11 protein-coding genes are annotated in these 13,956 nt (G+C 63.4%); 5 read left to right on the top strand and 6 right to left on the bottom strand.

What is annotated here, in order from left to right; translation table 11 throughout:
* Window positions 1-30 precede the first annotated feature (30 nt).
* Window positions 31-915: an SDR family oxidoreductase gene (locus tag KNN17_RS06725; RefSeq protein ID WP_241708025.1), complete on the bottom strand. Its 885-nt coding sequence runs from the start codon at window positions 913-915 to the stop codon at window positions 31-33.
* A gap of 84 nt (window positions 916-999) precedes the next feature.
* Between KNN17_RS06725 and KNN17_RS06720 the strand changes: the two genes are divergently transcribed.
* Complete coding sequence (locus KNN17_RS06720; protein WP_241708024.1) at window positions 1,000-1,572, top strand: TetR/AcrR family transcriptional regulator; 573 nt, start codon at window positions 1,000-1,002, stop codon at window positions 1,570-1,572.
* Between the two features lie 308 nt (window positions 1,573-1,880).
* A complete protein-coding gene (locus KNN17_RS06715) occupies window positions 1,881-2,408 on the top strand; it encodes a hypothetical protein (RefSeq protein ID WP_241708023.1) in 528 nt (175 codons plus the stop codon).
* Between the two features lie 1,241 nt (window positions 2,409-3,649).
* Here the strand turns inward: KNN17_RS06715 and KNN17_RS06710 are convergent.
* The 4 genes from KNN17_RS06710 to KNN17_RS06695 form a co-directional block, all read right to left on the bottom strand.
* Window positions 3,650-4,612, bottom strand: coding sequence for a carbohydrate kinase family protein (locus KNN17_RS06710; RefSeq protein WP_241708022.1), 963 nt, complete (start codon window positions 4,610-4,612; stop codon window positions 3,650-3,652).
* Window positions 4,613-4,730: 118 nt separating this feature from the next.
* A complete protein-coding gene (locus KNN17_RS06705) occupies window positions 4,731-5,525 on the bottom strand; it encodes an ATP-binding cassette domain-containing protein (RefSeq protein ID WP_241708021.1) in 795 nt (264 codons plus the stop codon).
* Window positions 5,522-6,568 (bottom strand): ABC transporter permease, encoded by a 1,047-nt coding sequence (locus tag KNN17_RS06700; RefSeq protein ID WP_234750546.1) that lies wholly within the window; start codon window positions 6,566-6,568, stop codon window positions 5,522-5,524. The genes KNN17_RS06705 and KNN17_RS06700 overlap by 4 nt, the downstream gene beginning before the upstream one ends.
* A gap of 95 nt (window positions 6,569-6,663) precedes the next feature.
* Complete coding sequence (locus KNN17_RS06695) at window positions 6,664-7,779, bottom strand: substrate-binding domain-containing protein (RefSeq protein WP_241708020.1); 1,116 nt, start codon at window positions 7,777-7,779, stop codon at window positions 6,664-6,666.
* Between the two features lie 166 nt (window positions 7,780-7,945).
* On the opposite strand from KNN17_RS06695, the gene KNN17_RS06690 reads away from it, so the two are divergent.
* Entirely contained in the window at window positions 7,946-8,944 is a 999-nt protein-coding gene (locus KNN17_RS06690; RefSeq protein ID WP_241708019.1) for a LacI family DNA-binding transcriptional regulator, read from the top strand.
* Window positions 8,945-8,990: 46 nt separating this feature from the next.
* On the top strand, window positions 8,991-9,284 hold the full coding sequence (locus KNN17_RS06685) for a putative quinol monooxygenase (RefSeq protein WP_241708018.1): 294 nt from the start codon (window positions 8,991-8,993) through the stop codon (window positions 9,282-9,284).
* A 543-nt stretch (window positions 9,285-9,827) separates the two neighbouring features.
* On the opposite strand, the gene KNN17_RS06680 is transcribed toward KNN17_RS06685, so the two are convergent.
* On the bottom strand, window positions 9,828-12,434 hold the full coding sequence (locus tag KNN17_RS06680; protein WP_308196776.1) for a GH32 C-terminal domain-containing protein: 2,607 nt from the start codon (window positions 12,432-12,434) through the stop codon (window positions 9,828-9,830).
* A gap of 377 nt (window positions 12,435-12,811) precedes the next feature.
* Here KNN17_RS06680 and KNN17_RS06675 point away from each other — a divergent pair, with 377 nt between their 5' ends.
* A complete protein-coding gene (locus KNN17_RS06675) occupies window positions 12,812-13,882 on the top strand; it encodes a LacI family DNA-binding transcriptional regulator (protein WP_241708017.1) in 1,071 nt (356 codons plus the stop codon).
* Window positions 13,883-13,956 lie beyond the last annotated feature (74 nt).

Genomic DNA, 13,956 nt, shown 5'->3' with positions numbered 1-13,956 from the left:
CTAGCCCCTTTCGCCACACGGGGCTTCTCCCTAGGCGCCCGGGTAGTCTCCAGCTGCGATATCCGCGAGCAAGCTGGGGTGCGTCGGTTCCCACCCGAAGGTCTCGCGTGTCCAGACGCTTGACGCGGGCTGGTCGACGCTGAAGATGGCCCCGAGCGGCCCGAAGGTCTCGGCCGGCACTTGCCGGAGCGGAAGGCCGAGCTGCTCGCCGATCGCGGACGCCAGCGAGAGCATCGTGTCGCCCTCGTCCGCAACAGCGTTCACTGTCGTTCCGGGCTCACCCCTCTCCAGCATGATGCGGAACAATGCCGCGGCGTCGCGACGGTGCACGGCCGGCCAGCGCTGGCTGCCGTCGCCGACATAGGCGGACACGCCGGAACGCTGCGCCGCGGCAATCAGGATGCCGGCGAAGCCATACGCGACGTAACGCTCGTGCACCGACCGGGGCAGGCGCACGGTCGACGTGCGCACCCCCTGGGAGGCGAGATCGAGGATCCGTTGCGCGTTGATCCCACGGCCCCCGACCGGCCCCGCCGTGATCAGCGGATCCTGCTCGGTTGAAGAGCGGCCTTCCACCGCCGTCGTACCGGAGACGATCACGAAAGGCTTGTCGGTTCCAATGAGAGCGGCACCGATGGTGTCCATCGCCAGGCCTTCCTCGGCGATGCTCCGCTCGAGATCGGAGAAGTCATTGCTGAAGGCCAAATGGATCACGCCATCAGCGTCGGTGGCGGCGGCCGTGAGCACCTCAAGATCGCCGAGGCTCCCGCGCAGCGGCGTGCCGCCCGCGTCGACGACCTTCTGCTCGGATGACTCCGAGCGGGCAAGCCCGACGACTTCGTGACCGTGGGCGACGAGCTCCTGGACGACCGCCGATCCGATTCCCCCGGACGCTCCGGTGACGAAAACACGCATGGGCAAACTCCTTCCTGATGCGACTTGTATCCCATCACTTTAGCATCGTTATGCGACTAAAGTCTCATCACTTACAATGGGAGAATGCCACGCTGGAAACCGGATGCTCGCGAGCGCTTTGTCGTCGCAGCTCTGCACTTGTTTACCGAACAGGGTTACGACGAGACGACGGTGGCCGAGATCGCCGATCGGGCGGGTCTGACCAAGAGCACGTTCTTCCGTCATTTCAGCGACAAGCGCGAGGTGCTGGCCGCCGGCCAGGAGACCCTGTCGCGACTCCTCGCCGGGGGCATTGCCGCCGCTCCGGCCGGGGCGAGCCCGCTATCCGCGGTTGATGCCGGCCTCGCGCACGCCGCCAGCACGATGACCTCGTTCAACCGCGAACTCGGCCCCCGCCTCGAGGCAGTGATCGCAACCAGTTCCGAACTGCAGGAACGCGCCGCGCTCAAGAGAGTCGGCATGGCCGCGGCGATGGCTGATGCGCTCCGCGACCGAGGTATCGAGGAGACGATCGCCATAATGGCGGCGGAGCTCGGCGTGCTGGCCTTCAAAGCCGGATTCGAAGCGTGGACCGCCGAGGGTAACAAGCAGAGCCTCGGCCAGCTCACCTCGGCCGCCCTGCACCGGCTTCGCTCCGCCGTCACGCAGCTCAGCTAAATGCTTGGCCAGATGGAAAGGGCGATCGGCACGAGGGTTGTCTTCGGCGCGTGCGACGTAGCCAACGAGAGACCAGGAGCGTCTTGGAAGACCACGTCGAAATCCGCAGTCCCTCAACGATCCACCAGCCAAGGGCCGGAGGGGTGATTTCCCTCTTCCCGGGCTACGCGACTACCTGAGGCCATAGCCGCCCAAAAATCAGCCGGTCCAGACCGGATGCTTCGATTGTTCACGGAACCTTGGAGAAACCGACAAATAACCCGGGCCGGGATACTTCGCGAACTCGGCGAAGCCGTACACTTTCGGCCATGGGGAGTGAGTCAAAGTCCACCGCATGGTCATGGCCGGTCATCGGACGGGCCGGGGCTGGCCTCTGCGCGGTGGCCAATCTGTCCATTCTTGGTGTGATCATCGCCGACGCGGAGACCAGCAGCACTGCGGCAGTCCTCGCCGCCATGGCGCCCCCGAAAGGGCCGCTCGGGCTGCTGGCTTTCGGGGTACATGCCTCGATCATCCTCGGCGCTGTTGTCGCGGTGAACTCCCTCCCGGGCCCCGGTTACGGGAAGAGTATCTTCAGGCGCAACAATCTCTCCGGGCTGAGAAAAGCGGCCCCCGCACTACCGCTTTTGGCCGTTTCGTCCCTGCTCTACTGGTGTGGCTACATGGGCGTCACATGCTTCGCCTGGAGACGCAACGAGCCCGCGTCGGAGATTGCGGGCGTCAGCGCAGATGGCGCTGTTCTTGGAGCTGCCGCTTTCGCCCTTTGGCTGATCTTCGTCGCTCTCGGAATGAGGTCACAGCACGCTCCGGGAAACGCGTCGCCGGAACAAACGTAGCCTCACCCGCCGTCGCGCATCTTTCAGCGCCGCCGCTGGCCAATTTGGCCGCTATACCTGCAGCTCAAAGCCGCAATCGGAGCCCCCTGTCGGATTCGAACCGACGACCCCCGCTTTAGGACCCAGGTCCTCTGTGCGCCTTGAATATGTCCCTCTCCCCCGGAATCTAGGGGTTTTTGTAGGCGACGATGGGTGATGAATTGTCATTGGTTGACGCTGATTAAGGTGAGTTAAAGGTGAGTCGGTTGCAATCTCCGGGGCCTCGCTCGGCCAAGTCGCCGCTTGTGGAGCTCGTCCCCTACTTGGACATTCTCGTGCTCGACCACAGGAGCACAGGAGCACAGTAAAGCCCAACAGCTCTGCTGCTTTCCCGCACAGATGTGGCGTCGTGTTTGGGCCCTTACCGCTGACCACAGGCAGCCGTAGTCATCGCTGTTTGTCATTCTGATCGTCGATTATCGCTGGGCCGGCCCTCCGCGCAACCAGGGCGTTTTGCGCCGGCCCCAATCCAAAACTTCGCTCGGCGCTCCGCTTCTTTCCTCGCGAACTTTCGGATCGTTCCCGGTTCCCCAAGTTGCACTCCGGCCCCTCATGCCCAGCGGAGGCGCCTCTATCAGAACGACGCCGGAACCTAACGCCCACTCGCCCACTGGCGACGCCGCCTCGGAAAGAGAAGGACCATGGAAACGCTCATGATCAAAACTGCTGCCGATGTCCTCAGTTTCCCCGGCCACACCCCAAGTTTCTGGCCGCACGAAAGCCTCGTGTGCATCACCCTGGACACCGACCACATCGGCGTGACGGGGTGATAACACCGATACAAACACGGCGAGTACGGGTCCGTCCTGGACCCCGGACAGGACGGAGCCGAGCATTTCCAAATCGAATTCGACGGGTCCAGGGTCCGAACTGCCGCCTCGCTCGACGGGAAAGATGGAACCGGCTCGGGGCCTACTGGATATCAGCTTCATCAGCGACGACCATGCCGGGCTCTTGCGTTTCACAGAAGCTCTCGCTGGGATTGCCGCAAAGGATCTGACGGAGCGCCGACTTTGAGAGCGTCACCTTTACGAGCTGAACCTTGGCCAATGCCCGGGACTCTCAGCTGGGGCTTCCGTCGCAGTGCAGGAACATGAAGAGCATTAGCGTCGTTGAAGATCTCGCTTCTTGGCCTGAATGAGCGCACACACAAGTGGACGGCGGTGCGTCGAACTGACAGCCGAAGATCGGGCGGTGGATGGTTAAGAATAGGCGACGGCGTGCCGACGTCGCCGAGGGCCTGCCAGACGCGTCTGCAACTCTTCGGCGGTCGGCGGGTTGGCGCCCGGGCGGCTCACTGTGATTGCGGCGGCCATCGACGCGGTCTGCCCAATGGCTTCGAGCCCGGGCGGCGTAAACGCTTCGTCGCCCCGGGTCAGCAGTCCGAAGATGAGTGCGGACATGTAGGAGTCGCCGGCGCCGATGGTGTCGGCAACGTCGGTTTTCACGGACGGGATGCTGAAGCGGCCGCCGGGTGTGGCGACAAGGGCACCGTCGGCGCCCTTGGTGATGACGGCCAGGCGCGCGCCATGTTGCAGCAAGTGGGAGGCGACGTCGTCCGGGGACCATCCGGGGTAGAGCCAGTGTGCATCTTCGTCGCTGAGTTTGACGACGTCCGTGAGCGGAAGCAGGTCCTCGAAGATCGTCGTTGCCTCGGTGTGGCTGCCAAGGAGAGCAGGGCGGATATTGGGGTCGTAAGTGACCAGGCAGGACTGGTGGCACTGCTCGAGAAGAGTGCGGACGGTGCCGGCTCCCGGGGCCAGGAACGTAGCGATCGAGCCCGTGTGCAGAATTTTCGGGATCATGGCCGGCGCCACAGGTGCCAGCTGCCAGGCGATGTCGAACTCGTAGCTGGCTGAGCCGTCGGCAGCCAATGTCGCGGTGGCGGTTGCCGTCCGTTCAAGGGAAGCGGATCCGGGAAGAAGCTCGACGCCTGCGCTGTGGAGGTGGTTGGTGATGGCGGTGCCGTGCTCGTCGTCGCCGATTGCCGTGAGCAGCCCGGTCCGGATGCCGAGCCGCCCGAGGCCATAGGCGACGTTGGCCGGGGACCCGCCCGGATAACTGATGGATCCTTCGGGGCCGTTGACGATGTCGATCAGGGCTTCGCCGATGACAACAGCGTCTATCAGCTCGTGGTTGGAGCCGTCCGGTTGGGGTTTGTGCATCGGGGTTCTTTCTTCGGGTTGACTGGTGGGAGCCCGGTATGGATCCGTCCGCGGACCTGTTGGCAGGTCCGCGGACGGAGAAGGGGCTCCGGTGGAGCGGGAGGTGCCGGTGGGCCCGTCAGGCCTTTGCGGCTCCTGTCATGATTGCGACGGCGTCGGTCATGCTGTGGGACTGCGGGGTGATGGTGGCCGCGCACTTGCCCAGGCGCTGGATGTGGATCCGGTCGGCCACATCGAACACGTGCGGCATGTTGTGGCTGATCAGGATGACCGGCAGGCCGCGGTCGCGCAGGTCGCGGACCAGTTGGAGGACCTGGTTCGATTCGCGCACGCCCAGGGCCGCCGTCGGCTCGTCCAGAACGACCACCTTGGACCCGAAAGCCGCCGCGCGTGCCACGGCGACGGCCTGGCGCTGGCCGCCGGAAAGGTTCTCGACCGGAACTGTGACATCCTGCAGGGTGGAGATGCCCAGCCGGGTCAGCTCTTCCTTCGCCTTCCTGCGCATGCCTTTGGTGTCGAGCATCCGGAACACGCTCCCCAGGAGGCCCGGGAGTCGTTCTTCACGGCCGAGGAACAGGTTCGAGGCGACATCGAGGGCCGGGGAGACGGCCAGGTTCTGGTAGACCGTTTCGATGCCGTGGACCCGCGCGTCCTGCGGTCGTTTGAAGTGGACCTGCTGTCCCGATACGTAGAGCTCCCCGGCGTCGGGGACTTCGGCGCCGGTGAGGCACTTGATGAGCGTGGACTTGCCGGCGCCGTTATCGCCGATGACGGCCAGTACCTCGCCCGGGTACAGGTCCAGGCTCACGCCGTCGAGGCCGACGACGCGGCCGAAGGTCTTGACGAGGTTCCTGGCCTTGAGGATGGGTTCGCGGGTGTTGGTGTGGGAGGCTGCAAATTCTGTCGTGGTCATGACTTGACCTTTCGGATCCACTGGTCGATAGACACGGCAACGATGATCAGGATCCCGACGGCGAGAGTCTGGTAGAGGACGTCCAGGCCTGCGAGTGAGAGACCGTTGCGGAAGATGCCGACGATCAATGCGCCAAGCAGGGAACCCCAGATGGAGCCGCGGCCGCCGAAGAGGCTGGTTCCGCCGATCACGACGGCGGTGATGGAGTCCAGGTTCAGGTCGACCCCGGCGTTCGGGCTGGCGGCGTTCGTCCGGCCTATCTGGATCCAGGCACCGACTGCCAGCACCGCCCCGGCGGCAAGGTAGACGCTCATCAGAACGCGGCTCACAGGAATGCCGGCCAACCGGGCGGCTTCCTTGTCATCGCCCACGGCGTAGACGTGCCGTCCCCAGGCGGTCTTGCCCAGGATGAAAGCGACCACGACGTAGAGCAGGATCATCATGACGACGCCGGTGGAGATGCGTACGGGTCCGATCGGGAACGTGCTTCCCAGCCATGTGAGCACCGGCGGCATCGCGGATCCGCGGACCGTGCTGCCGCCGGAGTAGAGCAGCGTCAAAGCGACGAAAATGTTCAGCGTTCCGAGGGTGACGATGAACGGCGGGAGCCGGAATCTGGTCACCAGGAAGCCGTTGAGTGCCCCGGCCGCCAGACCGACGGCGAGACCTGCAATGAGGGCGAGCGGCCCGGGGATGCCGTTGCTGACTGCGAGCTGGGCGATCACCATTGAGGACAGGATCATGACCGCCCCGACCGAGAGGTCGATGCCGGCCGTCAGGATGATCAGGGTCTGGGCGATCGCCAGGGTGCCCACCACCGCGACCTGCTGCGTGATGAGAGACAGGTTCTCCACCCGCAGGAAGCGCTCATTGAGGATCCCGAAGACCACCACCGCGATCAGCAGGACAATGGCGGGGCTGAGGGCCGGGTAGCGGTGGAGAATGTTGCGGATTCTGCTGAGAGGGGTCTGGCGGTCGAGGAATTCCTCGGCCAGGTCAGCATGACCGGCGCTCGGCGGGCCGGCGGTCTGTTGCTGGGTCACTTGAATTGCTCCTGAACTTCAATGTTCTATAACTGTTGTCGTGCTGGGTATTCTGCGGGGAGGCGCTTTTAGCGCGCCCCCCGCAGAGAGAGGCGTTACTTGCCCCAGCAGATCTGGGAAGCAGCCGTCGTGTCGATGCTCTGCAGTCCGGAAACTGCCTTGTCCGTGACGAGTGCGGAGCCGGTGTTGAAGAAGTCCAGGCCGGCTGAGACCGTGGGCTTCTTGCCTGATGTGGCCAGGTCCTGGATGGCCTGGACGCCCAGCTGGGCCATCTTCACCGGGTACTGCTGGGCAGTGGCACCGATGATGCCGGACTTGACGTTGTTCACGCCGGTGCAGCCGCCGTCGATGGAGACGACCAGCACGCCCTTGTCCTTGCCCGCGGCCTTCAGGGCCTCGTAGGCGCCTGCCGCGGCAGGTTCGTTGATCGTGTAGACGACGTTGATGTTCGGGTTCTTGGACAGCAGGGTTTCCATTGCCGTGCGGCCGCCGTCTTCGGCGCCCTGGGAGGCCTGGTTGCCGACGATCTCGTAGTCCCCGCCCTTGCCGCCGGTGTACTTGCCGGTCTTGGCCTCGTCACCGTTTTTCGTCTTGTCGGCGGTGTCGATGCCCAGGCCGGTCAGGAACCCCTGGTCGCGGTTGTAGTCAACCGAGACGACCTTGTCGCTGAACAGGTCCACCAGCGCAATGGTGGCCTTCTTGCCGTCCAGCTGCGCCGCGGTCCACTGGCCGATCTGCTTGCCGGCCGCGAAGTTGTCGGTAGCGAAGGTGATGTCCACGGCACTTGCCGGGTCCGGCGGGGTGTCCAGGGCGATCACGTACAACCCCGCGTCGCGGGCCTTCTTGATCGCGTCGACGACGGCCGGGCCGTTCGGGGTGATCAGGATGCCCTTGTCACCGCTCGAGATGGCGTTCTCGATGGCCTGGATCTGAGTGTCCTCGTCGCCGTCGGACTTGCCTGCAGCGAGCTTCAGGTCAATATTGCCGCCTTCGGCTGCCTTCTTCGCGCCGTCCTCCATCGCCACGAAGTACGGGTTGGAGGTGGTCTTCACGATCAGCGAAACGCCGATCTTTCCTGCGGCACCTCCGCTGGAGGAAGAGCTAGAGGAACTGCCTCCGCAGGCGGTCAAGCTAAGTGCGCCGAGGGTCAGGACTGCGCCGGCGGCAAGAAGGCGGGTCGCGGCCGGCCTCGGGGCTTTGGAACTCAACATTGAAACTCCTGTGTTTGTGGCGCCTTTCCGGCGCCAGACAACGATGTCATGTATCATGTAACCAAGCTCACACTGGGGAGTCAAGTGTTAATCGATGATGAGGAGCAGTTCGTTGACAACGGTGTCTAATCGTTACCAATCCGTTTCCGGGCGGAGGCCTCCGACGATGAAAAACGTCGCGGATCTCGCGGGAGTCGGGATCAAGACGGTCTCAAGAGTCGTGAACAACGAACCAGGCGTTTCGGAGGAAACACGCCAGCGGGTGCTCAGGGCCACGGAACAGCTGCAGTATCACCTTGACATGACGGCGGGCAGCCTGAAACGGTCCGGACGCAAGACCCAATCCATCGGGTTATTGCTGCCCAGTGTTTCCAACCCCTTCAGCGGCGAGATCCACAGGGCACTGGAAGACGCACTGACCGAGCGCGGGATTGCGGTTTTCGCCTCAAGCCTGGATGACGATCCGGAGCGGGAGAAAAAGCTGATTTCCGCTTTCCTGGGGCGCCGGGTCGACGGACTTGTCCTGACCCCGATCGCCAGAAGCCAGGCCTACGTCATCCCGGAGCACTCACGGAACCTGCCCATGGTGTTCATCGACCGCGAGCCGGTAGGCATCGAAGCCGACGCGGTGGTCACGGACAATGAGACGGGCGCCTCAAAGGCGGCCGCGCACCTCATCCGCCACGGCCACACCAGACTCGCCTACCTCGGCGACCGGACAGACATCCAGACGGCAACGAAACGCCGCACGGGGTTCCTGGAGGAAATCGGCAGGGCAGGAATTGCGACCTCGACCATCCCGGTGCGCAACGGACTCCACGACGAGGAGACCGCCCTCCGGGCGGCGATCGAGTTGCTCACCTCGGAGAACCCTCCCACCGCGATCTTCTCCAGCCAGAACCTGATCACCTTCGGTGCCATGCGCGCGCTGAGATCCCTTGGGTTGCATCACAAAGTTGCCTTGATCGGATTTGACGACTTCACCCTGGCCGACATGATGGAACCGGGGATCACCGTGATCGCCCAGCACCCCGAGCGCATCGGCAAACTCGCCGCCGAACGGATCCTCGCCAGAATCGACGGAGACGACGGCGCCCCGAAAACCTACATCGTCCCGTCAGAACTGATCCCTAGGGGATCAGGCGAGCTCCCGCCACTGAACTAACAACCAACTCTGCAAGACATCCGAACCCACCAAGTAAGGACCGGACATGACCAAAACACTGTACGCGGAATTCACCGTCAGACAGGGCAGCGAAGCGAGGGTGGCCGAAATGATGGCCGAGCTCACCGCTCACGTCCGCCGGGAACCCGGGAACGTCATGTTCCTGCCCTACACCCGCGAAACCAACCCGCGGGAATACTTCGTGTTCGAGGTCTACCGCGACCAAGCGGCATTCGAGGAACACATCGGAGCGGAATACGGCCGGAAATTCAACGCCGAACTCGCCGAGCACATCGAAGAAGACGGCTCCGTCCTGACCTGGCTCCACCCACTGATTTAGGGCCCGCCAAGGCAGAAAAGTGCGCAGGGCTGAAAAGCGCCTGCACCCCAGCGGTCGTTGCTGCTCCCGGACTACTTCGGGAGCAGCAACGACCATTGCGCATTTAATACGCAATTCAACTGAAGCCAGGAAGCACAGGCAGCACCACAAGGGATCCGTCCATCTCTATGCCCGGCCACGCTCCAGCAAAGGACACCATGGGGCGGGTGCAGAAGCATACTCAAGAGTGGATGATGCGCCTGGAAATCTGGCACCACCGGGCAGACGACCCCCTCCGTCATGGAAGCGATGGGCACTGGCTGGAAGTGCCATTCGTCGTGTCCCATCCTCCTCAGGAGGACTCGTGGACGCCTGTTTCCTGATGCGGCGCCGCTCCGGCGCATTTTCGTAGCCCGCTCCGGTTGCAGGATGAGGTCTGCTGGCTGCTCTCCTGACCCGGCATGATTGCCCCGGTACGTGCATGATGCAAGGGCCGCTGGGTGCGGCGCCCGCAACGGTGAAGTTGCGGGCGCCGCGGTCTGATCAATGCGATGGGGCTTCCGGTTATTGCCAGGCCGACTTCATCTGCTTGACGTCCAGAGAAGTAAGAACAGCGTTTCCTCCGTTGGCGAAAGCTTCGATGCCTTGGCTGGATGGGTCCGGGAAGATCTGGTCTGTCAGGACGATTTTCCCGTCGTCGGCGAAGACTTCGACCGAGGACCAGTCAACCAGGATCCGGAGTTTGACTGTTCCTCCGCTTGTCGTGAGCGGCGCGGTCTGACCTCCGGGGAAGCTGGGGTTGAATCCCACGGCGCCGGACTTGGTCCGGTCGATGTAGACCTGTCCGGATTTGTTGTCATAGCCGATGAGTGTTTCCTGGCCGGACCCGGTGCGGACTTTCAGTCCGTAGGAGCTTGCAGTACCGGCAGTGAAGGACGCCGAGATGTCGAGCGCCTTCCCTGTGGCCGGCAGGACGATGCTTCCGGCAGGGACGGACATGTTCTCCTTGTGGACGGACGGCCCCGTAGTGAGCTGGTTGAGCTGCTTGACCGGTGTCTGCATCAGGCGGGGTTCGCCGTCGACGGTTTGGAGGGACAGCTCCCGCGGGACGGTCATGGCGCTGCGCCATGGTGAGGTGGGAATGGATCCTCCATAGTCCCAGTTGTTCATCCAGCCGATCATGATCCGCTTGCCGCCAGGGGCGTCATTGAAGGTGACACCGGCGTAGTTGTCCTTGCCGTAGTCGACCCAGTGAGCGCGTTGGACTGCGGATTGTGCCGCTGTGTCTGAGAGGGTGAAGTCGTCGGCCAGGATGTGTCCCCAGCCGCCGGTGTTGTGGTCGACGACCTGGATCTGCGCCTGCTTGCCGATCAGGTCGCTCAGGTCCCACGACGCCCAGTCCAGGTTCTCGCTGTTTGCGCCCGTGGCGGAGCGCACCACCTTGCCGTCGACGACGAGATTAACGGAGGTCTGCGTGTCCCAGGACTTGGCCGGGGCGTTGGCGAAGACGATGTCGCCCACCATGAGGTGGCCCCATCCGCCGGTGGACCCGTCGTTCTGGTCCACGACCTGGATCTGCGCCTGCTGGCCTTGGTACTTGCTCACGTCCCAGTTAGTCCACGTCAGGTCAGGGCTGTTGGGGCCGGTGGTGGTCGCGACGACCTGTCCGCCGATGATCAGGTTGACCGCGGTCGCGTTCGCCTGGCCCCAGGGGTGGTTCCCGCCAGCGACTTGCAGGTCGATGTACGGGCTGTTGACCGTGAAGGTCGGCGAGGTGATGGTGCCCGTGCCGGGATCTCCGGCGGGCGCATAGGTGTCCAGCACCTTGGGGCCGAGCTGGTTGGGCAGGCTCTCTGTCGAGGGCCCGGAGCTGGCGAAGGAACCGGTGGCGGTCCAGCCGGCACCGTAGGTGGTCCCGGAGAAGTCGTTGAACACCTGACCGGCCGGCAGGGTGCCGAACGGGACGGTGTCGGCGGCGTAGGGGTGGTTGCCGCCGCCGACGAGGAAGTTCAGGTGGGATTTGTTGACGGTGAAGGTCTGGGAACTGAGTGTGCCGGTGGGGCCGTCCCCGCCGTTGAAGCTGTTGGCGAAGCCGGTTCCTTCAAAGCCTGTAACGCTGGACTGGCCCGGCAGGCTTCCTGTGGCCGGGGCAGTGCCGAAGGCGGTCCCGGTGGTTTGCCAGCCATCGTAAGTACCGTTATCGAAGTTTCCCAGAGATGTCCCGGCCGGGGGGACGTAGGGTTTGTCATCCGAGGTGAACTTGGTGCCGTCGAAGCTTCCGGTGAAATATTGGACGCCCGAACCTCCTGCGATCCCGCCCGGGTTGAGGTTGACCGTCAGTACCCACTTCTGTTTGCCGGGGTTGGCGGGATCCGGCAGGGGGAACAGGTCAGGACATTCCCAGGCACCGCCCGTGGCACCTGCAGGACCGAAATCACTCAGATGCTTCCACGTTTTCAGGTCAGGAGAACTGTAGAAAGACACCTTGTGCTGGTCGGACAACGCGGCCGACATCAGCCACTCGTGTCCGGCCTCGTACCAGAAGACTTTCGGGTCCCTGAAGTTGTTTGACCCGATGTCCAGCACTGGGTTCCCGGAATATTTGGTGAAGGTCCGGCCTTTGTCCGTGCTGTAGGCGAGTGCTTGGGACTGCTTCCCGGTAGCCTTGTCGGCGGCGGTGTAGATTGCCACCATGGCGGGGTTGCCCGGCCGGCCAAAGCCCGTCGTGTTGTCTTTATCGATGACAGCACTGCCCGAGAAGATCATGTTTTTGTCGTCCTGCGGAATGGCGAGCGGGAGCTGCGTCCAGTGCACCAGGTCCGTGCTGACGGCGTGGCCCCAGGACATATTGCCCCAGGTGTCCCCCGAGGGGTTGTACTGGAAGAACATGTGGTATTCGCCTTGGTAGTAGACCAGGCCGTTCGGGTCGTTCATCCAGTTCGTTGCCGGGCTGAAGTGGAACTGGGGCCGGTATGTCTCGGAGTAGGGCGAGGAAGTTCCGACCGCGCCGGAAGCCGTCGAGGCCGCCCCGGAGGTGTCCGCGGCCAGAGCCGGGCCGGACAGCGGAAGGGCGCTGCCAGCGGCCATGGCGGCGGCGAGGATCAGGGCGTTGAGACGTTTTTTTGATATTGGTCCGGGTGTCAGACCGGGACCGGAATGTGTGCGGCGCACGTATTCACCTTTCGTGTCGACAGTGACAGGCAGGTAATGCCGGTTGTCGCTCGGCTGGTTGTGTGGGGGCCTTGATCGACTCAAATGCTGCACTTGCGTCAGATCCACCGAACGAAGACAACGTTGTCAAAAAGGGAACCTACGGCTTGTCCACCGGACAAGTCAACAGTCAAATCCTCCGACGCCCGGCCTGGCTCAAGTGGTCGTGAACCAACTGTCCGCATGCCGGTGGAAGCCGTTGACAGCCACGAGGTAACGCGTGTAACCTCAATCACACCGTTGAAGGTAACCCGCGTTACTTGCCAACGATTGCGATACGACCTCAGACCGAACCCTTGGTACTGCGCGCAGGATCAACGAAGACACCGGAGCATTCAATGGCGAAAACCACCACCCACCAGAAAGCCGCCGCTGTGCGGCAGCGGGGTGTCACCATGAGTGATGTCGCTCGGCACGCCGGTGTCTCCCGGACGGCGGTCTCGTTCGTGCTGAGCAACCGAGAAAACGCCAGCATTTCTGAGGAAACACGCATCCGCATCAACGACGCCGTTCAGGCATTGGGTTACCGCCCGAATGCCGGAGCGCGCGCACTGGCTTCCCAGCGCAGTGATTGGTACGGACTCGTCACCGAGATCGTGACGGCCCCGTTTGCGGTGGACATCATCAAGGGCGCCCAGGATCAAGCCTGGCTTGACCACCGGTTCCTGCTCATCGCGCCTTCCGACCAGGCCGATGCCGTGGGACCCAACCAAGGGCTGGAAGATGCAGCAACGGAAAAGCTGCTGGAACAACGAGTAGAAGGACTTTTGTACGCGGCAACATACCACCGCGGCGTGCACGTTCCGGAAAGCGCCCACGAGGTTCCCACCGTCCTGATCAATTGTTTCGACGCGGACGGGAAGCTGCCCTCGATCGTCCCGGACGAGCGCGCGGGCGGCAGGGTTGCCGTCGATCGTTTGCTCCGGGCCGGCCACAGCAGGATCGGAGTCATCAATCTGGACCCGCACATTCCCGCGGCCATCGGGCGTTTGGAGGGTGCACGAGAAGCACTCGCGGGCGCCGGGCTGGAACTGGATCCGGAGCTGGTGGTGTCCGGGCATGCGACGGCGGATGGAGGCTATGAGGCGGCGTGCCAAATCCTGGATCGTTACCCCCAGCAGGACAGGCCGACCGCACTGTTCTGCCTCAATGACCGCATGGCGATGGGCGCTTATGACGCCATCAAGGAACGGGGACTGACCATCCCCGGCGACATCGCCGTGATCGGCTTCGACAACCAGGAACTGATTGCGGCCTACCTCAGGCCAAAGTTGACCACGGTTGCGTTGCCGTTCGAAAAAATGGGCGCTCTGGGAGTCCAGACGCTCGCAGCTCTCACAGCAGGACAGCCGATCACTGCCGACCAGCAATTGGTCGACTGTCCGCTGCTAGAACGCTCTTCGGTCTGACCGTGAAATCAATGTCGAAGAGCAAACCCTTACCCACCACTTCACCTTGCTGATGAAGATAGGAAAGAGATACC

It is taken from the genome of Arthrobacter bambusae (assembly GCF_022606295.1).
Taxonomy (GTDB): Bacteria; Actinomycetota; Actinomycetes; order Actinomycetales; family Micrococcaceae; genus Arthrobacter; species Arthrobacter bambusae_A.
Note: the sequence above shows the minus strand (reverse complement) of the source record. Positions and strands in the feature narration are given on the sequence as shown.